Origin of the sequence: Paenilisteria portnoyi, assembly GCF_014322795.1 — a bacterium.
Lineage (GTDB): Bacteria > Bacillota > Bacilli > Lactobacillales > Listeriaceae > Listeria_A > Listeria_A portnoyi.
The window spans coordinates 103,582-126,116 of the sequence record NZ_JAASTT010000007.1 but is presented as its reverse complement, the minus strand read 5'-3'; the positions used below and the strand labels follow the sequence as shown (position 1 = coordinate 126,116).

The 22,535-nt window shown below is 42.7% G+C and carries 20 protein-coding genes; 8 read left to right on the top strand and 12 right to left on the bottom strand.

The window, feature by feature from the left end:
- Positions 1-140: 140 nt before the first annotated feature.
- Positions 141-2,108 (top strand): fructose-1,6-bisphosphatase, encoded by a 1,968-nt coding sequence (locus HCJ66_RS06885; RefSeq protein ID WP_187132457.1) that lies wholly within the window; start codon positions 141-143, stop codon positions 2,106-2,108.
- Positions 2,109-2,856: 748 nt separating this feature from the next.
- Here the strand turns inward: HCJ66_RS06885 and HCJ66_RS06880 are convergent.
- From HCJ66_RS06880 to HCJ66_RS06865, 4 genes are read right to left on the bottom strand one after another with little or no spacing between them, the layout of a single operon-like run.
- Positions 2,857-3,105, bottom strand: coding sequence for a hypothetical protein (locus HCJ66_RS06880; protein WP_187132456.1), 249 nt, complete (start codon positions 3,103-3,105; stop codon positions 2,857-2,859).
- Positions 3,106-3,123: 18 nt separating this feature from the next.
- The gene (locus HCJ66_RS06875) at positions 3,124-4,647 is read right to left on the bottom strand and encodes a TNT domain-containing protein (RefSeq protein ID WP_187132455.1); all 1,524 of its coding nucleotides are present in this window, start codon (positions 4,645-4,647) and stop codon (positions 3,124-3,126) included.
- On the bottom strand, positions 4,647-4,937 hold the full coding sequence (locus tag HCJ66_RS06870; RefSeq protein ID WP_187132454.1) for a hypothetical protein: 291 nt from the start codon (positions 4,935-4,937) through the stop codon (positions 4,647-4,649). Before HCJ66_RS06870 ends, HCJ66_RS06875 begins: the two co-directional genes overlap by 1 nt.
- A gap of 1 nt (position 4,938) precedes the next feature.
- Complete coding sequence (locus tag HCJ66_RS06865; RefSeq protein ID WP_187132453.1) at positions 4,939-5,157, bottom strand: hypothetical protein; 219 nt, start codon at positions 5,155-5,157, stop codon at positions 4,939-4,941.
- Between the two features lie 513 nt (positions 5,158-5,670).
- Between HCJ66_RS06865 and HCJ66_RS06855 the strand changes: the two genes are divergently transcribed.
- Positions 5,671-7,026 (top strand): aspartate kinase, encoded by a 1,356-nt coding sequence (locus HCJ66_RS06855; protein WP_187132451.1) that lies wholly within the window; start codon positions 5,671-5,673, stop codon positions 7,024-7,026.
- A 51-nt stretch (positions 7,027-7,077) separates the two neighbouring features.
- Here HCJ66_RS06855 and HCJ66_RS06850 read toward each other — a convergent pair whose 3' ends face one another.
- On the bottom strand, positions 7,078-9,423 hold the full coding sequence (locus HCJ66_RS06850) for a cation-translocating P-type ATPase (protein ID WP_187132450.1): 2,346 nt from the start codon (positions 9,421-9,423) through the stop codon (positions 7,078-7,080).
- Positions 9,424-9,724: 301 nt separating this feature from the next.
- Here HCJ66_RS06850 and HCJ66_RS06845 point away from each other — a divergent pair, with 301 nt between their 5' ends.
- Positions 9,725-10,375, top strand: coding sequence for a Crp/Fnr family transcriptional regulator (locus tag HCJ66_RS06845; RefSeq protein WP_187132449.1), 651 nt, complete (start codon positions 9,725-9,727; stop codon positions 10,373-10,375).
- A gap of 60 nt (positions 10,376-10,435) precedes the next feature.
- Here the strand turns inward: HCJ66_RS06845 and HCJ66_RS06840 are convergent, their stop codons facing one another.
- The 4 genes from HCJ66_RS06840 to HCJ66_RS06825 form a co-directional block, all read right to left on the bottom strand.
- Complete coding sequence (locus HCJ66_RS06840; RefSeq protein WP_187132448.1) at positions 10,436-11,146, bottom strand: LutC/YkgG family protein; 711 nt, start codon at positions 11,144-11,146, stop codon at positions 10,436-10,438.
- Entirely contained in the window at positions 11,143-12,615 is a 1,473-nt protein-coding gene (locus HCJ66_RS06835) for a LutB/LldF family L-lactate oxidation iron-sulfur protein (protein ID WP_187132447.1), read from the bottom strand. Before HCJ66_RS06835 ends, HCJ66_RS06840 begins: the two co-directional genes overlap by 4 nt.
- 15 nt (positions 12,616-12,630) lie before the next feature.
- Positions 12,631-13,374: a (Fe-S)-binding protein gene (locus tag HCJ66_RS06830; protein ID WP_187132446.1), complete on the bottom strand. Its 744-nt coding sequence runs from the start codon at positions 13,372-13,374 to the stop codon at positions 12,631-12,633.
- Positions 13,375-13,728: 354 nt separating this feature from the next.
- On the bottom strand, positions 13,729-14,376 hold the full coding sequence (locus HCJ66_RS06825; protein ID WP_187132445.1) for a GntR family transcriptional regulator: 648 nt from the start codon (positions 14,374-14,376) through the stop codon (positions 13,729-13,731).
- Between the two features lie 86 nt (positions 14,377-14,462).
- On the opposite strand from HCJ66_RS06825, the gene HCJ66_RS06820 reads away from it, so the two are divergent.
- The 4 genes from HCJ66_RS06820 to HCJ66_RS06805 are packed head-to-tail and all read left to right on the top strand — an operon-like array spanning position 14,463 to position 18,609.
- Positions 14,463-15,971, top strand: a complete 1,509-nt coding sequence (locus tag HCJ66_RS06820) for an AcpB/EbpR/MafR family transcriptional regulator (protein WP_187132444.1) — start codon at positions 14,463-14,465, stop codon at positions 15,969-15,971.
- 24 nt (positions 15,972-15,995) lie between these two features.
- On the top strand, positions 15,996-16,892 hold the full coding sequence (locus tag HCJ66_RS06815) for an ABC transporter ATP-binding protein (protein WP_187132443.1): 897 nt from the start codon (positions 15,996-15,998) through the stop codon (positions 16,890-16,892).
- A complete protein-coding gene (locus tag HCJ66_RS06810) occupies positions 16,885-18,120 on the top strand; it encodes an ABC transporter permease (RefSeq protein WP_187132442.1) in 1,236 nt (411 codons plus the stop codon). The genes HCJ66_RS06815 and HCJ66_RS06810 overlap by 8 nt, the downstream gene beginning before the upstream one ends.
- Positions 18,121-18,135: 15 nt before the next feature.
- Positions 18,136-18,609 carry a GNAT family N-acetyltransferase gene (locus tag HCJ66_RS06805; RefSeq protein ID WP_187132441.1) on the top strand — a complete coding sequence of 158 codons (474 nt, stop codon included), beginning with the start codon at positions 18,136-18,138 and terminating at the stop codon, positions 18,607-18,609.
- 908 nt (positions 18,610-19,517) lie between these two features.
- On the opposite strand, the gene HCJ66_RS06800 is transcribed toward HCJ66_RS06805, so the two are convergent.
- Positions 19,518-20,534 carry a PTS sugar transporter subunit IIC gene (locus tag HCJ66_RS06800; RefSeq protein ID WP_187132440.1) on the bottom strand — a complete coding sequence of 339 codons (1,017 nt, stop codon included), beginning with the start codon at positions 20,532-20,534 and terminating at the stop codon, positions 19,518-19,520.
- Between the two features lie 263 nt (positions 20,535-20,797).
- On the opposite strand from HCJ66_RS06800, the gene HCJ66_RS06795 reads away from it, so the two are divergent.
- Positions 20,798-20,977 (top strand): hypothetical protein, encoded by a 180-nt coding sequence (locus HCJ66_RS06795; RefSeq protein ID WP_187132439.1) that lies wholly within the window; start codon positions 20,798-20,800, stop codon positions 20,975-20,977.
- A gap of 40 nt (positions 20,978-21,017) precedes the next feature.
- On the opposite strand, the gene mreB is transcribed toward HCJ66_RS06795, so the two are convergent.
- Together mreB and HCJ66_RS06785 are read right to left on the bottom strand one after the other, a co-directional pair.
- Complete coding sequence (gene mreB / locus HCJ66_RS06790) at positions 21,018-22,031, bottom strand: rod shape-determining protein (protein WP_187132438.1); 1,014 nt, start codon at positions 22,029-22,031, stop codon at positions 21,018-21,020.
- 160 nt (positions 22,032-22,191) lie between these two features.
- The gene (locus tag HCJ66_RS06785) at positions 22,192-22,494 is read right to left on the bottom strand and encodes a nucleotide pyrophosphohydrolase (protein WP_187132437.1); all 303 of its coding nucleotides are present in this window, start codon (positions 22,492-22,494) and stop codon (positions 22,192-22,194) included.
- Positions 22,495-22,535: the final 41 nt, after the last annotated feature.

Below are 22,535 nucleotides of genomic sequence, written 5' to 3'. Positions count from 1 at the left end.
TCAAAGCTTACTTCCTACTAATAGTACATAACCGTTTTTCAAAATTCGAATCATCTGCCTTGCGAAATGAGTCTCCGTTCTCTATAATGAACTATACCAATTAATATTATCTGGCTTTTATAAAGGGAGGAATTATATTTATGCAAGCAGACCAATTCAAGTATTTACGTTTGTTGTCTCGTAACTATCCGACCATCGCAAGCACCGCCACAGAAATCATTAATTTAGAGGCAATCCTGAACTTACCAAAAGGCACGGAGCATTTTTTAAGTGATTTACACGGGGAATATGAGGCTTTTGAGCAGGTCATCCGCAACGGTTCGGGTGTTGTCAAACGCAAAATTCACGATGTATTTGGCAACCGACTGACGGACGCCGAGATTAACAGTTTGGCGACTTTAATCTACTACCCAGAGCAGAAACTAGATCTGATTTCAGACACAACGGAGAATCTTGATTTGTGGTATCGCAGTACTCTTTTCCAATTGATCGAGCTCTGCGTCCACGTCTCTTCTAAGTATACCCGCTCCAAGGTGCGCAAAGCAATGCCTGCCGATTTTGAATATATTTTGCAAGAATTACTGCATGAAAATCATCTCGTGATGGATAAATCGCTCTATTATCAGGAAATTATCACGAGTATTATCGCGCTTGACCGTGCCGCTGAGTTCATTAGTGCGCTCGCCCGGCTGATTCAGCGCCTCGTTGTGGACCATTTACATATTGTTGGCGACGTCTATGATCGCGGTCCTTATCCTGATAAAATTATGGATTCTTTGATGGGCTACCATTCTCTCGATTTTCAGTGGGGCAATCACGATATGCTCTGGATGGGTGCTGCGAGTGGTTCGCGCGTTTGTTTAGCCAATGTGTTGCGGATTTCGAGTCGATATTTGAATCTGGATATTATTGAAGATAGCTATGGCATCTCGATCCGTCCGCTTGCCCTTTTCGCCGAGGTAAATTATGGTGAAGATCCGTGTACCGCTTTCTTACCTCAGAAAACCGCGATTACGGAGCAAAGTACGACCGAGATTAATCAGATTGCGCGGATGCATAAAGCGATTACCGTGATTCAGTTCAAACTTGAGGGCGAAATCATCGCGCGCCACCCAGAATTCGAGATGGCGCATCGACTTTTACTCGACATGATTGATTACAAAGCTGGAACCGTGACGATTAAAGGGAAAACATATCCGCTCAAAGATCACCATTTTCCAACGATTGATCCAACTAATCCATACGCCCTCACGTCTGCAGAACACGAACTAATCGACAAACTCGTCTCCTCTTTTAAAAATTGTGAAAAATTGCAGCGCCACGTTTCGTTTTTGTACGCGAAAGGAAGCATGGTTCTGACTTACAATAGCAATCTGCTGTATCACGGCTGTATTCCGCTGAACGAAGATGGTAGTTTTATGGAGATGACGCTAAAAGGACAGAAATACGCTGGGCGGGCATTGCTAGAACAATTTGAACAAATCGCGCGAGAAGGCTATTTCCGGACAAGTGGAACGCCAGAAAAGAAATATGCGCTTGATATCGTATGGTATTTATGGACCGGCGCCGCCTCTTCCTTATTCGGAAAAAGTGAAATGACGACGTTTGAGCGTTATTTTGTGGAGGATAAAGAGACACATGTGGAGGAGAAGAATGCGTATTATAAACTGCGAAACGAGGAGCAGATTTGCCATCAGATTCTGGCCGAATTCGACTTAGATTCCAGCGGCCATATTATTAACGGCCATACGCCGGTCAAAGAAGGTAAAGGTGAGAGCCCAATTAAGGCAGGCGGCAAGATGCTTGTTATTGATGGTGGTTTCTCTCCCGCTTACCAGAAAACAACAGGTCTGGCTGGCTATACGCTACTCTACAATTCTTTTGGGCTGCAACTCGTTTCCCATCAGCCGTTTACTTCGACAGAGGACGCGATTCAGGAGGAAACCGATATTCTCTCGACACGTCAGGTGATTGAGACCGAAACCGAGCGGAAACTCGTTCGTGATACAGATATTGGGAAGGATTTATTACAGCAAATTGATGAGTTAAAATGCTTGCTGGGCGCGTATCGGCAAGGTTTGATTAAAGAACGGCATGGAGCCAGATAGAAGCATGAATAGGAGCAACCCATTTCTTGGTGCGCTCCTATTTTTACTGAATCATCGTATCATTTCCTCTTTGCGAATCTTATAAAAAACATTATCAATCATCCGATAACCCCGACTATAATTATTCCCAGCACGATAATATTAATCAAAAGTGCCGTTAATACCACCCTTAAATTTTTCTAGCTTCATTTTCCTTTAAATCTGTATAACGACAAAACTGACACAAGTTGTTATTGTAACATCTAATTGCCTATGTGGTCACTATAAAAGTGCAATTGTTGGTACAGTAACATTTAAAGTTTTTTTGTATTTTTTAACACATGACTACATTTGACTATAAAAACAAATTATTAGGGGCGGACTAGGGGCAAAGATGGATTATATAAATAAAAAAAGGCTCACCAATATTATTAACTGGTGAGCCTTTCGATTAACCAAGCACTATCAAGGTTAATAGTTTGCCTTTTTTCGTTATTTTCGTCAACAGGGCTATTTCTTCCTTAAATAAACCTTACTGTTAGGCAAATACCCGTATTGCATACCGAGCGTATACTTCAACCATCCATTATGCGTGCCGATAAGTATTTCACATTATACAAGAGTATACGCATTCGTATTGCTACATTTCTAAGTTTTATTTCACAAATGAAAAGTACACGAAAGTATATAAAGGTATGTAGTTCTGCCCCTTTTCTGCCCCATACTCCTTCTCAATCAACACGTAATTGAGAAGGAGTGGCTAATATAGTTAAGCTAAATAACTTCTATAAGCTTTATCACCACGCAGCCTCTTAATAAAATCCTCTAAGGCATCGCTCTCGTTTTCATAGCGCTTCTCACTCGTCTTCGCTGCTCTCTCACTATTTGTATAAACTATCCAATAGCTATCAGATTTATTTATAACTACAATATCAGCTTTCTGCTCATTACCACAAAAAAAGCAATAATTCTGCAATCCCTCATTCTCTATAATTTCCTTAGCTTCTAAAATATCCAATATTTTTCCTCCTAATTATTAAAATAATGTCTTTATTAGCCCTAAGTCCTCTAAGAACTTTGCAGGTAGAGGTAACTGATATTGTATGCCTCCCCCAGCAGAGCCAAACCCTGGTGCAATACCTCCGGCCTGTATTTTTAAATCTTCAAATGTAAGTGAATATTTATCCATATAACCCATTATGGAAGTTTGTAACTCTTCATTGGGTGTACTTTGGACATATGACTTAATTTTTGTGAAATCACCCGTGACTTTATATTGATGATATTTAGAGACATCTTCAATATAGGGTAGCGAACGTTTATCATAGGAAAAAGGCATTCCCTTATCAAGCGGAGAAGTAAATCTACCCTCTACTGGTCCATATCTATCGATAACTTCCCCCACTTTAGGCATATACGCTTCTTTAATCGGATTTCCTAATGTATCTAATTTAAATCCATTCTCCGGTACTTGCCTCCAGTCGATTTCCCCTTCATGCGTTAATACGCTTGGGCTTTTTGGTATTTGCACATGGTCTGGCCACTTTCCTGTCTTTAGATATACTTGAGCAGCATCTTTATTTATGCCATTTAAGTATTTAAATAGTTCATCTGGTGAACAAGTTGTTTGTTTCAATAGCCCCTCTGTTGATGTTACCACTTTATTTACGCCTGACAATTTACTTATATCTGATATACCTTTCGTGATTCCAATGGTACCTGCAAACAAAATGGACGTTTTTGTCAGACCATATGCATCACCGCTCTTATAAGGTTCCAAATAACTCTCCACTACACTTCCCCAAAGCATATTTAACGTCCCAGACGAATCACTTTTTAAATTTACGAATAAACTTGCCAGCCCTTCTAATTGCTTTTCTGGATGTTTCAAACTATCAATGGCACCTAGTCCGAAACCAATAACAGTGTCTCGGGTGGACGCGGCAACTTCTCGTACTTTATTCCGATCATATTGCCGATAGTCTTTCTCGATTTGCGCGGCGTGTACTTGATCCATTTCCATCAGTCGTCGCATATCTTGGCTAATTCGACGCATGGATTCGCCTTCGTTTTGCTGTAATTGGTTGAGTTTCCGGCGTATATAATCATCCATGTCCTCTAACAGCTCTTGATTGTGACGCATCACCCACAACTCGTCTAGGTCATCGGGAATCTGCTCAATCGTTGGCAGTGGCACTCGAAATATCTCATTTTTAGCATTCTCTAGTTGCTCGGCTTCCTGCTCGGCCAGTTTTTGAAGGCCTCGCGCATCGATGAGCATGTCTTGCTTGCGATAAACCGGACTATCAATCGATTTGAGATCCGCCACATAGTTTTCCAAATACTTAAAAAGCCGTGTCACCGTTCCTTGTTGCCGGGAAATATCGTCTCGATGAGCGCCAAATTCCATTGTCAACGCTTCGGCTAATTTCCCTCGTTGTTGAGCGATGGCATTTTGTACGTTGACTAACACACGGTCTAACGTTTCTAAGCTCGATTTCATTTTATGGAGCGATGTCAATACATCTTCCAATTCCCCTATATTGATTTTAAAATCCATTAGCCCTCGCCTCCTAGCTTTGCATCCGTTTCGATAAATGCATGTACCGCCAGTTGGCTATCAACAAAAGATTGGTTTAATTTCGTAAATTGATCCGCTTTTATTTCTGTCACTAATCCCTCTTTCACCTCCATATAACGTGTCATAAAAGCCGGAGAAACTTGCTTATTTAACTTATCCATTGTATGTTGAATCTTTGTTGCCTCGGCTTTAAAATCTGATACGGCTTGTTCCCCCTTTTTTAATTGTTTCAAAACCCAAGCTGTGTCTATATCGATTTGTGTTGACATATCATATCTCCCTCCGCAAAGCATTTTCTGTCTGCTCACAGTGAGAAATCATGTCTTTGGCTTCCGCTTTCATTTGATTGAGCCTATGTATCATTTTTTCCTCTGCTTCGTGATTTTCATCTTGAATCCCGCTTTTTCTATTTTTTATACCGTCTACGATGCTCTCTAAAGTATGTTTTCTAGCAGATATCGCATGCCGAACTTGTTCGTCATGTGGCATAGGACACTCCCTCTCGTGTTAGTATCTTCCAAGGAGTATTATAGCAAATCTATGGGAAATAAAAAAGCCCTAGAAATTAATCTAAGGCTTCGTCTTATTTCATATTGAATTCAGATGTTATCAATGATCCTAGTTTAGTGAAATAAGAGATAGGGGTATCTCCATTGTAAAATTATCCCTTTTCATATTTTGTTATTTGACACGAATTTTCTGGCCAGATACAATTTTATTAGCATTCTCGATATTATTCCAGGACTGCAATTGTATAACGCTTTGACCGTAACGCTTCGCAATCGTGCTTAAATTGTCATCAGGGCGAATTGTATAATACTGAAGTATACCTTTATTTTCAATAGCTAGTTCCTTGTCAATGAACAAATTTTAATAATTCTAAAAACATATTGTTTTTTCTAGCAAAAAAGTTCATAATGGATAGATATAATGGTCTAGGCATTTTTAGTAATCACGTTAACAGAATACTTAGCCAAATGAATGAAATCAGGAGTGTGAAAAATGAAAGTTATTAAATTCGGCGGAAGTTCGCTGGCTTCGGCTACGCAACTACAAAAAGTATACAAAATCGTGGTAGGAGATTCGAAGCGAAAGTTCGTTGTTGTATCAGCTCCTGGTAAGCGTTTTGCAGATGATGTGAAGGTAACGGATTTATTGATTGATTGTGGCGCGAAACATCTCTTAGGGGACAGGGCGTCGGATTTGGAGCAAGAAGTACTGGCTCGCTATGCATCGATTGCGGATGAGCTTGGGCTTGGCGAGGAAGTGATCGCCCGAATTACGCGGGATTTCAAGGGACTTCTGGCATCTGATAAGTCCAATCCTGACCGCTACATGGACCGGATTAAGGCAAGTGGCGAGGATAACAATGCCAAACTGATTGCGGCGTTTTTCCGTAGTCAAGGAACAGAGGCGCATTATGTGAATCCGAAAGACGCCGGGCTTTTTGTGACGGATGAGCCGGGAAATGCGCAAGTTCTACCGGAAAGTTATGATAACTTGCACAAGTTGTTGGAACGCGACGGGATTGTTGTTTTTCCAGGATTCTTCGGTTATACGAAAGATGGTGAAATCAGTACGTTTTCGCGCAGTGGTTCGGATATTACGGGGGCGATTGTGGCAAATGGCGTGAAGGCGGAGGTTTATGAGAATTTCACCGATGTGGATGCCGTTTATGCGGTAAATCCTTCAATTGTGCATAAACCGAGCGCGATTGCCGAGCTGACGTATCGGGAAATGCGTGAACTGTCATACGCTGGTTTTTCGGTATTCCATGATGAAGCGCTCGTTCCAGCCTTCCAAGCGGGGATTCCTGTACAAATTAAAAATACGAATCGTCCAGAATTGCCTGGTACGCGTGTGATTCATCATCGCGAAAATACGAATGGACCTGTCGTTGGGATTGCGAGTGATGGCGGTTTTTGCAGTATTTATATTACGAAATATTTGATGAACCGTGAGATTGGATTTGGTCGCAAAGTGTTGGAAATTTTGGAGGATGTAGGCTTGACATATGAGCATATGCCTTCTGGGATTGATGATTTGACAATTATTTTGCGGGAAAACCAGATGGATCGCCAGACAGAGACAACCGTTTTAGATCGTTTGAAAAATGAGTTATCATCTGATGAAGTCACTATCGAGCACGGCATTGCACTTGTCATGGTTGTTGGTGAGGCAATGAAGCATAACGTCGGAACAACGGCGCGCGCATCGAAAGCTTTATCCGAGGCACACGTCAACATCGAGATGATCAACCAAGGATCCTCTGAGGTGAGTATCATGTTCGGCGTGAAAGAAGAGGAAGAGAAAAAAGCAGTACGTGCGTTGTATAATGAGTTTTTTAACGCAAAATAAAAAATGGATCGACTCACAATTTACTGAGTCGATCCATTTTTGCATTTATAACTAGTCTTTTGCGCCTGCCCAACTGAATCGCATAATAATATGGCGGATAAACCAGTAGAGTGGGCCGCAAGATACGAGTAGTGGTACATAGATAAGCATCATTTGCCAATCGAAAATCGATACGAGCGAGAAGAATTTGCCACCGAATAGGAATAAGCAGACAAACGCAGCCATCATTGTTACTACAAGTACTTTTGTTTTGCGTCCGAACGGGTGACCGACGCTGATTAATGCGACGAAACATGTTGCGCCTGTTAGCATCACATTCATTGTTGATGTTTGCGCGAAGCTTAAGCCTAGCATGTTTCCGAAGCCTAGAATCAGCATGATATACGTGATGACGCATGTGGCTGCAGGCACGGATGTTTGCAATACTTTGTGGAGAAATTGCCCTTTGATGCGGTCGTAGTTGGGTTTTAAAGCTAAGAAGAATGACGGGATTCCAACTGTTAGCGCCGAGATTGGGCTGAGTTGAATCGGTTGGAACGGATACGCGCCTGCTAGGAAAATGAACGCGAGCGCCAGTACCGTCGAATACATCGTTTTGATGAGATAAAGGGATGCGACGCGTTCGATATTGTTGACAACACGCCGACCTTCCCGCATCACGCCAATCATCGAGTCGAAATTATTCGATAGAAGTACAAAATCGGAAACGCTACGTGCGGCGTCACTGCCTTCTGCCATCGCGATACTACAGTTTGCTTCTTTTAAAGCAAGTACATCATTGACGCCATCGCCAGTCATCGCCACTGTGCGACCTTCATTTTTGTAAGTACGAATCAAATCTTTCTTTTGATGCGGCGTTACGCGACCAAATACCGTGTATGCTTCAATAATCGGCAACAAATCGGCATCTTCGGCCACTTCGCTCATATCGATGTATTTATCGCCATCCGCAATACCCGCCCGAACTGCAACATTCGAAACCGTCACCGGATTGTCTCCCGAAATAACCTTGATCGACACACCTTCCGCGGCGAAAAAGGCGAACGTATCTGGCGCTTCTTCGCGAATATTATCCGCAATCAAGATGAACGCTAGTAACTCGCACTGATCCGGCAGAACGCTTTCCGTCAGCTTTTCCAAAGAATGTGCCACGGCCAAAACCCGAAAACCTTGATGCGCATAGTCATCTAATTCCTGCCGGTTTTCCGCAGATAAATCTCTGAAAATAAATTCCGGCGCACCGATCAAAAATGTGCCCTTCTCCGTAAAACTACAACCGCTCCATTTGCGCGCGGAGGAAAACGGAATACGCTTCTCAATCTCCCATTCAGGATTCTCTGTGAAATGTTTACCAAGAGCAATGCTGGTCGCGTTATTATCCGAAAGCGAGCCAACGATGGCGCCAACACTAGCATCGATCTGCGAAGACGTCACACGCGGATGCTTCAACACAATATCCGTCACATCTAATTTTCCATCGGTAATCGTCCCCGTTTTATCCAAACAAAGCACGTCCACTCGCGCCAATGTCTCAATACACGGCATCGATTTCACAAGTACTTTCTGCTTTGCCAAGTTGATGACCCCGACAGCTAGCGCGATACTCGTCAACAGCACGAGCCCTTCTGGAATCATCCCAATCATCGCGGCCGCCGTTCCGAGCACCGATTCCTTCAGCGGCAATCCTTGAAAATACTTCGAGAAAAACAGCGCCAATCCAATCGGAATAATGATAAACGTCAATACCTTGATAATTTTCTTAATCGAGCGGATTAACTCGCTATCCGGCCGCTTCTCCTGCTTGACTTCCATCGAAATTTTCGACACAAAGCTATGTTCTCCGACAGCTGAAACCTTCACGTACGCCTGTCCACTGACGATATAGCTGCCAGACATCACGTAGTCATCCGCGCGTTTCACAACAGGTTCAGCCTCACCGGTCAATTGCGATTCATCAACCTCCAAACCGTCCGTCTGAAAAATCATCCCGTCCGCACAAATCTGGTCTTCGCGATTTAAAACCATCACATCTCCAAGCACGAGCTCGTCCTGCTCCAGTTCACAAAGCTTGCCATCACGCATCACTTTCACCTTTGCCTGCGTCAGAATCGTCAGTTTATCAATATTCCGCTTCGCCCTAATCTCCTGAAAAATTCCCATCGATGTATTGCAGAGCGCCACTCCGAGAAATAGCAGATTTTGATAGCTTCCCACGAGAATAATAAAGCTCGCGATAACGACATTTATCATATTAAAAAGTGTAAACGTATTGTCCCGTATAATGCCTAACACACTGCGCGTTAACGGCTTGAGTGCGTGATTGACCTGTCCATGTTTTACTCGCTCGGCAACCTCACTGGAAGTTAAGCCTGCTGGTGTTTTCGTTTTATTATCCATCTCACCAGATCCTTTTCGCTTTAGAATGCATTCCCATAACTCTGTATATTTTATTCATGTCCAGATTATATCAGAGAAAAATAAAAATACGATGAGATTTGTGTCATTTTCTCATACTTTCTCCGACTTTTATCACATATACTAATACTACCCTTTTTTTCATCTTTAGATTCCATAAAAATCATTTTTTTCATTTCTGTCCATTCTGATGACAAGAATGAATTCCCCAATTTCGGTATTCATGGTTTAATAGTTATAGAGGCAGTTAACAAACGACAAAAAAATGGCAGGAGGAGATACTATGAAAACAAATACATTAGCATTAGATACAAAGATACAAGCTGGAAAATTCCTAACATCCCTACTCGATTCAGATATCGCCAAGGAAAGATTGGAATTAAAGAAGAATGACAAAATCGAATTAACAGCAACGAACAACACGCCTTACATCTTTGTTATTGTAGCTGGTGTTGCTGGTATTTTCTCCAATACAAATGTAGCGATTGACTTTGCTGGGGAAGGTGATTTGCTAGATTACAATGTTTACTCTAGTCAACTATTCGGAAAAGCTTTGACAGACGAAGTTACAGTTTGGAGATTTGCACAGAGTGATGTATTTAACAAGATCGCACAGAATGCCGAGATTCAATTACAACACTACCACATGCTACAGACGATTCAACGCCGTTTAGAAAAGAAGCAAATCCAAGCAACTTTAGATACGAAAAATAGGATCGCCGCGTTTATCCACACATTAGCGACACGTTACAACCAGAAAGCGGATGACCAGAGTATGATCGAATTGCCGAGATATTTTTCAAGAAAAATGATTGCGAACTATGCTGGTGTTAGTCTTAATACGCTGACAAACCACTTGCAACAATTGATGGAAGAAGGCCGTGTTATCTTTAATTCCCGCGTACTTCTGATTGGTGAAGAGAACGAAGCTTAAAAAATAGGTCGAATAAAAAATCATGCCTAGCACTAGCCTAAACATGACTTTTTATTCGACCTATTTATCTGTTACTACTATATAAGTGACACTAATCGGTCCATGAACGCCGACGACCAGTTGCATCTCGATATCGCCTGAATTCGACGGGCCTGAGATAAAATTAATGGAAGAACCGATTTCCTGACCGCTCGCAATGCGCGCATCATAATAATCTGCGGCTTGTGTGGAACGTGGAACAATCTTGCTTTTTGGAACGATCGCAATGTAATGCACTGGAAGAAAATGAAGCGTCCTACCTTGTTTGGGGCTCGATTCCACAACAACCGAGCCACTTTCTGCAAGAAGGAAATCCGCGAAAGCAATCGCAATATTCGCGTCAGCAGCCGTTGCAATGTTCGCCGCACGATTTTCCCGGCCTTCTTTCCAAATAGATACGGAGCAATCACGCCACGCATTATCCGCTAAATTCTGTAATCCAAACTCGCCGAATCTTGGATCATCTGCGATAAGCACCGACTCGTTACCGTAATTGGTAGCGATTTTTTCAATGTGCGCTGCTAGCTCCGCGACGGGTGTCTCCACCACATCTGTATGAATCCGTGAACAAGCCTCTTTCGCAATCACCAGCAACTCATCCTGCGTTTTCCCCACAAGCGTTTCATCCGCAATATTATGCACGCGTTCCGGTCGCACCACACCAGTTCGGCGCCGCTCCCGACCCAATTTCTCCGCAATCCCATTCAAAAATGCTTCCCGGTTATCCGTCATTTAGCCGCACCTCCCGCTTCCCGATTTTTATACCAACTTCTGAAATTATCACGCTCTTTCGGAGGTCGCGGCAAATCGCGCACGCTCGTCCACCCTTTAATCAAGCCAAATCCACCGGAAATAAAGCCGCCATATTGATATAAATTTTCCGTCGTAGAAGACGGTTTCGCGCCCAAAACACCAAGCCCGACATGGCCAAATTTGAGCGCCTGCTTAAACAAGAACGGCGACGAGGTAGCTTTGGCAATAAAACGCATTTGCTGATCCACGAAACCATGTCCCATTTTCAGCTCGTCCGTCATCACCCGCCGATGTTCAACCAGCAAGCCATGAAGTGGAATTTTGACAGGGCACGTATCCGTACAAGCACCGCACAAACTCGATGCGTAAGGCAACTCGCCAAACTGTTCATAACCGCCAAGAACCGGCGACAGCACCGCGCCAATCGGACCAGGATAAATCGAACCGTAACCATGTCCGCCAATCGTCCGATACACCGGGCACACATTCAAACACGATCCGCAGCGAATACATTGCAACACCGACTGAAACTCCGTACCTAGCGCCTCCGAACGTTTATTATCCAGAATTACCACATGAAAATCATCCGGTCCATCCGATTCCTCCGTCAATTTTGGCCCCGAAAAAGTAATGTAGCTCGTCAAGCTCTGCCCAACCGCACTGCGCGACAACAAATTATCCATCACTTCCGCGTCCGCCATATTCGGCACAATGCGCTCCATCCCCATCAACACAATTTGCGTGTCCGGAATGCTCTCGCACAAATCCGCGTTCCCCTCATTCGTCACCAAGTTCACCATGCCACTACTCGCAATCGCAAAATTACAACCCGTAATCCCAACATCCGCATCCAGGAAAAACTCCCGTAATACTTCGCGAGCAAACCGCGCCATGTGCTCCGGCTCATTGTCCCCGTCATACGCCAGCTTCTCCTTAAAAACCAGCCGAATCTGCTCCCGGTTCTTATGTATATCTGGAAAAACAATATGCGACGGCTCATCCCAATCATCCATCTGCAAAATAAATTCCGCGAGATCCGTCTCCATCACCGAAACCCCGTCCATTTCAAGAAGCAAGCGATCCAAATCAATCTCCGTCGTCACCATCGATTTCGACTTCACGATTTTCTTCGCATTTTTCTGCCGAATCACGTCTTTTACATAATCCGTTGCCTCCTGCTCCGTCGACGCAAAAAATACCTTGCCACCATTCTTCGTCACATTATCACTAAACTGCTCCAAATAAAAATCCAAGTTCTCAAGCGTATGTTGCCGAATCTGCTCTCCAAGATCACGCCACTCTTCCCAGTTGCCCAAATTCTCCCGAGACGTTTCCCGTTTCACCCACTGGTCATCCTGCGCCTTGGCGACCGCTTTTTGCATAAACGCATCGTCCAGACTCTCCTTCACCCGCGTATCAAAATCTTTCGTACTCGTCGATAATCCCATTTTCAAGAATCCCCCTTAAACCATTGCCCGAAAAGGCTTTGTGACATTACTATTCAACACTTCCGCGATATGCATAATCTTGATTTCCTTACCCTCGCGATTGAATTTCCCACCGATATTCATCAAACAACCCATATCCGCGCTGATTAGAATTTCCGCATCCGTCGCTACGACATCCATCATTTTTTCCTCCACCATCTGTTCCGAAATCTCCGGCATCTTCACTGAAAAAGTGCCACCAAACCCGCAGCAATTTTCCACGTGTGGCAATGGCACGAGTTCCAATCCACGCACCTCCGCAAGCAATGCATACGGCGCCTCTTTTTCGCCTAAAATCCGCGTCATATGGCACGAACGATGATATGTAGCCTTGCCTTCGAGCGTCGCGCCAACATCCGTTACGCCCAACACATGATATAAAAACTGTGAATATTCATAGGTTTTCGCGCCAAGTTCCCGCGCCGCATCCGCATATTCGGGATCATCTTTAAAAATCTCCCCATACTCCCGCATCATCCCGACACACGATCCCGACGGTCCAACCACATACTCCGAATCCTTAAAAGCCTCCAATTGATTGATTAACGTCGCCCGCGTCTTCTCCATGTAACCGCTGTTATAAGTAGGTTGCCCACAACACACTTGCGCCTCCGGAAAATCCGTCTCACAACCAAGCCGTTCCAAAGATTCCACCATCGCAATCCCAACATTCGGAAACATCATATCCACCAGACACGTTGAAAAAATACTGACCTTCATACTATACGCCCCCATCATCTTTTGCATCTTCTACCATTAAATTCTAGCATAAAAAACGGCAAAAAACGAATGCAAACCCTTGAAGAATAACGATTTCCCAGATATTATCGATAGAAACATAGTCAGGAAGCCATTTCCCAATACATCTATCAAACAAATAAAAACCACTAATAAATATCGCTTAAAAGTGGTTTTACCTGTATTTTATCTTATTTTCTAACCTAAAAAAACAACTTTTCGATGCAGTCCTCCCACATCAAAAAGCCGCTTTATCCCTAAACAAAAATATTCTCCACAAATCGAATTTTTTAATGGCATTATCTCGCGGAAAGCGCTACTATTAAGAGAAGTTAGCTAATCTACCAACAATGAAATGTAATAATGATACAACTGTTGCACAACACTAATCGCTTGCTCGTAATCGCGATCTTCCAATGCAACTAAAATAAGTTCCACGGCCTCAACCGTACACATAGATGATGTCAACAGAAATTTCTTACCAAATATATCGTCAAACGCCGTTAGTTGCTCATTGATCGTTCTTAAACTCTTACCTAAAATGTGCATATTCGCCTGTTCGCAAAGTTCCAAATAGAAACCCTCACATGCGTTAATATAAGCTGTATACTCACGATTCTGAACCCCAACCTTCATCGCTTCTACGTATACACTCAATGGGCTCTTCACAATCGGAATATGCGTTTCTTTTAATCGCTGGATAATATACTCCATATTCAAAAACATAATTTGAAACCGACCCGAGTAATAAAACTCTTTGCTATGCGTTTCTTTCACATCATACATAGTTGCCGTAAGCTGATTCAAAAGTCCTCTTTGACATAACAACTGGAGCGCTTGCTCTGCAATATGGCTCGACACACCAAATTCAGCTGCCAAATTCTGCACCTCAATCGTGTCTCCAATTTCATATGTTTGGCAAAGAACCGCCGTTTTTATAGACGCATAAATCTCATCCGCTACGCAATCATTGTTTAGGATCATAGTTATTACCTACTTTTCCGCTTATTATTATCTCCATTCATTGTAAACCATATACACCAACTAAAAAAGAGGTGACTCTCTCAAAGTTGTCTTTGAAGGACGGCAAAAATAAGAAGTTTGATAAACCGAGAAAGGATGATATCACCATGAACGGTATTTTAGAAAAAGATAAAGAACGCCAATTGCTCATCATTAAAGTCCTTTTATCTGATCACAAAACTTGGGACCGTCAAGAAATTTGCAAACTCGTGCGCTGTTCCAAAAAAACGCTCGCCCGCGAAATGAAAAGTCTAGAAAATTCCCTACCCGACAAATGGCAACTTATCAATACAAATGAAGGCATTCTTCTGGAAAAACCATTCGATGAAAATTTCATTCACCTGTTCTCCGCTTTCTTTTCAGAAACGTATTTATTCCGCCTTTGCTATGATATTTACGATGAAAAAGAGATCTCGCTCGCCGTCTGGTGCCAAGAAAATTTCGTCAGTCCGGCAACGATTTATCGCAAGTTAACGCCCGTTCACCGCTATTTAAAATCGATTCACCTGCAACTCGAGAATAAACCGCTTCACCTCATTGGCAAAGAATCACAAATCCGCTTCCTATACTATGACTTATTTTTCAATGCCTATCCCGCTCAAGACCTGTTTTTCATCGACATCAACTGGGAGATTATCGATAGCTTTATTGAAGATATTATGCGAAAATTAGATATATATTTTTCACCAGCAGCAAAAATTCAATATGCCGCTTGGGTTGGGCTTTCTCTCACTCGCATCAAACGCGGTTATCCCATCGATAGTCGTGGCACAAGAACTACGCGCACATGGAAAGTATATAATGAACGTAACGATCTTGCTGAAGCTTTTCGAATACTTTCAGACGCGACTCATATCGAGATTTCTGGATCCGAATCGATTTTCATCTTATCTTGTATTTTCTTTTGTTCTAAATCCTATAATTCCGAACAATCTAGAACGGCGCGAATCGAAACTTGTAAAGAAGCAAACCCAGTGACCTATCGTCTTGTCGAAGCTATTTTCAATATTTTGCCGAAGATTGGCTGGGATGCGGACGATTTAATGGTCAGTCTCATCGACACCTTTTCTATGTTCCATGCCGTTGAAAGTCCGCTTTTTCTGGCACAAGAGCGTTTTTTAATCAAGGAAGAACACGTTTTGTCCCCTGATTTAGAACAACAGATTGCGACTATTTTCCAAACATTTGCCCAAGAACCAGTTTATGCTTACTTACGCGAAAATCACGACGTCCTGATGTATCGCATCGGAATAAGCATCCAAACCGCGATGGAACGAACGGCGCGTCCAGCTGTCCTAACCGCAAAAATTTTCTCACAAAACGGCTTTTTATGGGAGGATCTTGTGAAGAAAACCATTCGCTCACGCTATTCCGCACAACAACTCATTATTGTTGGTAGTGGGCACCCACAAGCCGATTTCATCATTACCGATTTGCCGTTACCTCATAATACTGTCCCGCAGCTCGTCTGGAATACCAACCCGACCTTGCGTGACTGGCAAATGCTTGATGCCTATCTCAACGAAAAAACACAGCAAAAAGAAGAACTACTGTAAACTCAAAAAGGAGCTGATATCTACATGTTACAAGTCAATAATGTATCCAAACAATTCGGCGCAAAAACAGCCGTCGATGATTTACATTTCCAGATTAACGAAAGCGAAATACTCGGCCTAATCGGTCAAAACGGAGCCGGAAAAACAACAACATTCCGTCTAATTCTTAATTTTTTACGTCCAAATAGCGGCGAAATTCTCTGGGATAACCAAGACATCACCAAAATAAACACAGACATCATCGGGTATTTGCCGGAAGAACGCGGCCTTTATCCAAACGTCACCATTGAAGATCAAATCACCTTTTTCGCGGAGTTAAAAGGCTATTCTCGCACGAAAATTAAGCCTGAAATCGATCTTTGGATGGAACGCGCGGAAATCGTCGGCAAAAAGACCGACCTTGTCAAGACGCTATCCAAAGGGAATCAGCAAAAAATCCAACTAATCAGCACGATTATTCACCGTCCAAAACTGGTCATACTAGACGAACCATTCAGCGGCCTCGACCCCGTCAACGCCGAAATCCTGAAGAAATTCGTGTTTGATCTTAAAGCAGATGGCGCCACGATTATTTTTTCAAGTCACCGCATGGAAAACGTCGATGAATTATGCGACTCACTCGTGATGCTAAAACAAGGAAAAACCGTATTACGCGGCAAATCCGAAGACGTCAAAAACAGTTTTGGCCGCAAACGAATCATGCTCGACGCGCCACATCCAACAGACGCGCTAGCCGCCTTACCTGGTGTCACGCAAATCGAGAATCACAAAGGCATTCGGATCGTCCACCTAGCAGAAGAATCCGACGCCAACACCGTATTTGATTTCGTCACAAAAGATGGTTTCATTCCAATGTTTAGCTTGGAGCCGCCAACACTCGAAGAAATTTTCAAATGGAAAGCAGGTGAGACGAATGAGTAAATTCTGGGTCATCACATCACAAGTCTACAAACGTCGCGTCAAAACGAAATCATTCTTAATCTCACTTTTACTCCCACTACTTATCGGTGCGGCAATCTTTGCCCTGCCAAAAATAGTTGACTACTTCGGTGGTGGCGACGAACCAACAAAAATCGCCGTAATCGCTGAAAATCCAGCTTTTTCAATGGCCATCGCCGCAGATAAAGCTAATTTCAAAGTCGACAAAAAAATCGATACCGAAAAGAAAGCCAAAAAAGCACTAACAGACGGTGATATCGAAGGTTTCGTAACCGTCACGCAACTTGGCAACGAAGTAAGCGCCGTCTACACATCTCAAGAAACGGCAGGAAACTCCCTCATCACGGCCTTACAAAGTGACATAACAACCGTGACACTGCAAGAGAAGATCAAGGAATACAACATTACGGAAAAACAACTCGCGAGCCTCACCACACCAGTTCCAGTCAAAAATGAGTTGCTATCCAACGATCAATTAACCAACAGCCAAAAAGAAGCGATGAGCGCAGCGATTTTGATGCTGACACTCGTTATTTTCATATTCGTAATGAGCTACGCCAGCATTGTAGCAGCAGAAATTGCGAATGAAAAAGGCACACGGATTATGGAAATAATTTTATCCAGCGTCTCGTCAACTACCCATTTAATGGCGAAATTGACTGCGATTTTACTCATGTTGCTCACCCAGATTGCCTTTTATGGGCTCTGTATTGCGGTTGTCATGATTGGCGGTAAAAACACCGAGATGATTCAAGGGATACTGGACCAACTAGCCCAATTCCCAACATACTATCTCATTCTAAACATCCTGTTCGTTGTGCTCGGCTTGCTACTCTACATCCTACTTTCAGCCATTATCGGCTCGATGGCACCGAATGTCGAAACCGTATCACAATTCATGTATCCGATGACGATGTTTGCCATTGTTGGCTACTGGGGCTCGATTGCAGCGGCTAATGCACCGAATAATATGCTCGTCGTGATTGGTTCTTACGTGCCGACATTCTCTCCAATGATGATGCTTGCCCGAATGGATTTGCTCGCCGTGGACGCCACCGGTATCTTCATCTCGCTCGGTATTCTCGTCCTAACTAACGCCCTAGCATTCTGGCTAGCAATCCGACTTTACCGCGGCAACGTACTTCTTTATACCAACGACGGCCTATTCAAAACTTGGAAAACATCCTTAAAATATGCAAAACGCGACTAGAAAAGAGGTTTTATCATGTTAATCCGAAAATCAGTCCAAGAAGATGCTACGGGAATGATTGAACTCGAGCATCTTGTCTGGACCGCTGGAACAACACCCAGCGAAATTCATTACAGCACAGACGCCGAATATCTACTAAAAAATCCACCCGGCTCCAAAGTAGTTGCCGAAATCGATGGACAAATCGCAGGTATTCTAGGCTACCACTCACCGATCCCACTAAAAAGTAACGAACACGTTTGGACGCTCGATATTGCAGTACATCCTAATTTCCAAAAACACGGTGTCGGCTCTGCCCTCATGGAAGAGCTGTACCGCATCGCCAAGGCTGAAAACAAGAAAAAAATCTCCTTACGCGTTCTATCGACAAATGAAAAAGCCATCCAATTTTATACGAAACATGGTTTTCAAAAAGAAGGCCAACTTCACAACGAATTTATTATCGATGGCGAGTATGCAGATGACATTTTTATGGCGGTTTTCCTCTAATTTCGATTACTTTTGACCATTAAATTTAGCCCGTTTTTCCACCCATCCTTATTTTGGCACATATCAAATGTATTATTTTTTACTATTTATGTTTCAACTTTAAGAAAAACGGCTAATGTATAGTATCAAAGCGATAGAGGGTGATTGGATGACAGAATCGCACAGACTGAAGAACAAGCTTATAGGTGAAGATGACAAATTAGCCACACGAGCCAAAGATCAGTTTAGTAAGTTAACCAATGACATTGTCGGAGCAGCCCGTATTTAAGATGGATGTTTGAAATGTAGTAAGAAATTCGATTATCCAACGATTATTGTTTGCACAAGTTATTCGTCTCTCCTATCTCCCTATTCTCGTTAACGAAAGCGATATTTGTTTTTATTGAATATCGTGCGAGAGAGTCTATATGTTTTGTCTCACTTTTAGTGCATATAGACATATGGATGGAGTTACCATAACTTTGCTATAGTCGGATATCGTCTGGTGAAGGAAAGTTTTTAAGTAATTGGTCAGTCTTGCGGGAGCTTGAGGAAGGCCACGGTAAATGAAAAGGTCGCGTCAAGAGTTTTAACCACTCGTTAAGGCAAGGAATGCGGAATCTCGATACGTCGCTCCAACTATATTAAATATTGTTTTACCTCACTTTTTAATATAGCTCGCGAAAAAGTTTCGTATTCAACCATTGAGTTCTAAACTTAGTTATAAGGTAGTCATATCTACTAGTCCAAAGTTGTCTAGTAAATATCTGGATTTTCCAATTGTATCTACCAACTATTTTTAGATATTCTATCGTATTCCGATTTATTTAAACCAATTACTCAGGCAAATTCCGGCACATCACGAGGAAAGAGGATGAATAGGTTTTGACCCTTTTAACAGGTCGCTTCCTACTTCATCCTCTTTTTTGTTATTCTAATTCGACTTGTAAATCCCCACTCCGCAACCAAGACGAGCGTAGCAAGAATGGCCTAGCTACAAGAGCAATCGCTGCTGGTATCACAACTGCGACAATTAAAAACGCGCCAAAGGACAACCAACCGTAATTCGCAATCAAGAAAAGCGGTGCAACAAAGGCGCATAAACCAAGTCCGGCAACCTCTGCCGATGCTTGCAAATGAAAGACGAGGACGCCGATTGGGCTTGCAATAACCGCCGAAATAAGTGGTACAATCATTACCGCCGGCCGCTTAATAATGTTTGGCGTCTGCAATTTTGGCGTACAAATCAATTGTGCAAAAAACGCGCCCCAATTATTATCCCGGAATCCTAGCACCGCAAAAGAAACAAATTGTACCGAACAGCCTATCAATGCCGCAGCACTCGCCGTTGGGTCCAGCTGTAAAGCAATCGCCAGTGCCGCCGATGAAGCCGGACTCAGAATCAAAATCGCGAACACGAGCGCGATAACCATCGACGAAAGAATTGGTGAACCGTCCACAAGCGAGGTTATCCCACCACTCACCGACGTCAAAACAGGCGCCATAATCTTCGAAAACAGCAATCCGCTAATCCCCCCCGATAGTAATGCCGCAGCAGGAATTAAAATCATATCAAAATTCGTTTTCCCAGTCACCCGTTTCCCAACCCAAACCGCAACAATAACGGCCAAAATCGCACCAATTGGTTCACCGCCAACAATCGAAAATCCACCATTTTCAAGCGCTAGTATCGCGCCCCCACCAATGACCGATGCCGCAGCCGCACTAATCACAACTAACGTATTCGCACCAAGACATATCGCAATTCCCACGCCAAGTCCAGGAATCAATAATAACTTTCCAACAGCCCCAATTTCCGTTAGCCACGTAAATCCGACCATCTGCCCAATCGTCTGTAATAATAAGCCCATACCAAGTGTCACTAAAACCGCATTCGCTATCCCCATAGACGCCTTATAAGAGCGGTCTACAATATAATCCTTCATGCCTTATCCCCTTTTCTCGTTTAATCTTTTCCATCTTACCGAGAATATAGCATGAAAGCAAAGAAAGTTTTGCATACTAAACAAAAACGGAGGTAAATCGCATAAAATAACGTGAAAATTATTATTTACTCAGAAAAAATCGCTTAGGTTTAATATCTTGTTTAGTTGATTAAATTTTTCATTTTATGCCAAAAGTCACTTAATATTTATCCTTTTTTTCGGTATAATAGATGATGTACCCTCTTAAAGAAAGGAGTTTTTGAATGAAACTTATCGGTTTGATCCTACTTATTTTAGGCATCGTCGGAGTTGGTATATCATTTAGCATCGTTGGAATCATTGGCTTTATCGTGTGTCTTGCATCCATTGTTCTCTTCGTGCTAGGTATCCTATTTATGATTCGTTCCAAGAGAAAAAATAATCGTTCTTATTCATATAGATAACTAAAAAAGTAGCGATCCCTATTCGGGGATCGCTACTTTTTTATCGTGCAGTCACTTTTTCAATATTTATCAGTCGATCTAAATGTTCTCCCGCCATGCTCGTTCCAAGTGCCACAGACTCGAATGGTGCTGGAGCCATATGCACTGGCACCATGATTTGATTATGCAGCCAATCTGATAAGCCTTCAAGTAATGACCCGCCACCCGTAAGCGTTACGCCACTTGCACGGATATTACCACTTAATTCAGGCGGACTCGTTTCCAAAGTCGATTGCACAACACTCAAAATCCGCTTCAAAAATTCATCAATCTGTTCTTGGAATTCAGAGGCTGGGACTTTAATCGTAATCGGAAAACCGGTGACCAAATCACGCCCTTCAATCTCAATCAACTTCTCTTCCAAAGAGGTATCACAATGCAGTTGCCATTTCACCTGTTCCGCCGTTTCTAAGCCAATCAAAACATTATACTTATTGCGTACAAGCTGGGCAATATCGCGATCGAGTTCGTCACCTGATTTACGCAATGTTGCACTCGTAACAATACCACCATAGGAAACGAGCGATGTTGAAATTTTGCCAGCACCGATATCTACAATCACGTTTGCAATCGGTTTAGCGAAAGGCAAACCAGCGCCCATTGTTGCAGCAAGTGATCCTTCTATAAAATAAAGCGACTTAACTCCCAGTGAAAACAAGATGTCTCCGATCGCTTGACGTTCAATATTAGTTGCTCCAGGAAGTAGCGAAACAATCAAATCCATCTGCTTAAAACGCTTTCCAGTAACCGCGCTAACACGGCTTTCCACTTTCTTCATCAATCGTAATGTCATATCAAAATCGGCAATAATTCCACCCTGTAAAGGACTAAGCACAACAATCGAGCCCGGTGTCTTCTCTGCCAACTCTTTTGCTTCATGGCCAATTTCTAAAACTTTATCTTTCTTCGTATCATATGCTAAAACTGTAGGCTCATGAAAAATCATTTTCTCCATGTCTGAGTAGATACTAATATTAGCCGTGCCAATATCAATACCAATTGTAACTTTCCCCATATTTCTTTTCCCACTTTCCTAAACGTTGATTTTCAGATTCGCCTTATCGTTTATAGCTATCCTCTTCTAGTATATCAGGTCTAAAAAATATAATCCATGACGAAGTAGTGAACATTTCTAAAAAAAAGTTAAAAAAAACAACAAAGAGTACCTTTTTGTGTCAGATACTCTTTGTCGGATATTTTCTTGCGTTTTTAGCCAATTTTTCCTGCACAATTGTTACAATATTGACATCCATCGCATCGGCCATTTGAATCGCGTAAATAAAGACATCCGCCAACTCATCTAGAATTTCTGAGCGATTGGTAGTCACAGCTTCCTCACTCGTCTTCCATTGGAAACATTCAAGCAATTCGCTCGCTTCAAGCGTGAGAGATAGAGCCAAATCTTTCTGCAAGTCATATTGACCTTCCCAGCCACGTCCCTCGACAAATTGACGTACCGTTTGCTTTAATTGCTCCATTATTGCTACCCCCTCTTTTAAAAAGAGTGTATCATATCATA

Excerpts from the sequence above, each read along its gene's own strand:
- HCJ66_RS06885 (WP_187132457.1), top strand. The coding sequence starts at position 141 with ATGCAAGCAGACCAATTCAAGTATTTACGTTTGTTGTCTCGTAACTAT.
- HCJ66_RS06875 (WP_187132455.1), bottom strand. The coding sequence starts at position 4,647 with ATGGATTTTAAAATCAATATAGGGGAATTGGAAGATGTATTGACATCG.
- HCJ66_RS06870 (WP_187132454.1), bottom strand. The coding sequence starts at position 4,937 with ATGTCAACACAAATCGATATAGACACAGCTTGGGTTTTGAAACAATTA.
- HCJ66_RS06865 (WP_187132453.1), bottom strand. The coding sequence starts at position 5,157 with ATGCCACATGACGAACAAGTTCGGCATGCGATATCTGCTAGAAAACAT.
- HCJ66_RS06855 (WP_187132451.1), top strand. The coding sequence starts at position 5,671 with ATGAAAGTTATTAAATTCGGCGGAAGTTCGCTGGCTTCGGCTACGCAA.
- HCJ66_RS06850 (WP_187132450.1), bottom strand. The coding sequence starts at position 9,423 with ATGGATAATAAAACGAAAACACCAGCAGGCTTAACTTCCAGTGAGGTT.
- HCJ66_RS06845 (WP_187132449.1), top strand. The coding sequence starts at position 9,725 with ATGAAAACAAATACATTAGCATTAGATACAAAGATACAAGCTGGAAAA.
- HCJ66_RS06840 (WP_187132448.1), bottom strand. The coding sequence starts at position 11,146 with ATGACGGATAACCGGGAAGCATTTTTGAATGGGATTGCGGAGAAATTG.
- HCJ66_RS06835 (WP_187132447.1), bottom strand. The coding sequence starts at position 12,615 with ATGGGATTATCGACGAGTACGAAAGATTTTGATACGCGGGTGAAGGAG.
- HCJ66_RS06830 (WP_187132446.1), bottom strand. The coding sequence starts at position 13,374 with ATGAAGGTCAGTATTTTTTCAACGTGTCTGGTGGATATGATGTTTCCG.
- HCJ66_RS06825 (WP_187132445.1), bottom strand. The coding sequence starts at position 14,376 with ATGATCCTAAACAATGATTGCGTAGCGGATGAGATTTATGCGTCTATA.
- HCJ66_RS06815 (WP_187132443.1), top strand. The coding sequence starts at position 15,996 with ATGTTACAAGTCAATAATGTATCCAAACAATTCGGCGCAAAAACAGCC.
- HCJ66_RS06810 (WP_187132442.1), top strand. The coding sequence starts at position 16,885 with ATGAGTAAATTCTGGGTCATCACATCACAAGTCTACAAACGTCGCGTC.
- HCJ66_RS06805 (WP_187132441.1), top strand. The coding sequence starts at position 18,136 with ATGTTAATCCGAAAATCAGTCCAAGAAGATGCTACGGGAATGATTGAA.
- HCJ66_RS06800 (WP_187132440.1), bottom strand. The coding sequence starts at position 20,534 with ATGAAGGATTATATTGTAGACCGCTCTTATAAGGCGTCTATGGGGATA.
- HCJ66_RS06795 (WP_187132439.1), top strand. The coding sequence starts at position 20,798 with ATGAAACTTATCGGTTTGATCCTACTTATTTTAGGCATCGTCGGAGTT.
- mreB (WP_187132438.1), bottom strand. The coding sequence starts at position 22,031 with ATGGGGAAAGTTACAATTGGTATTGATATTGGCACGGCTAATATTAGT.
- HCJ66_RS06785 (WP_187132437.1), bottom strand. The coding sequence starts at position 22,494 with ATGGAGCAATTAAAGCAAACGGTACGTCAATTTGTCGAGGGACGTGGC.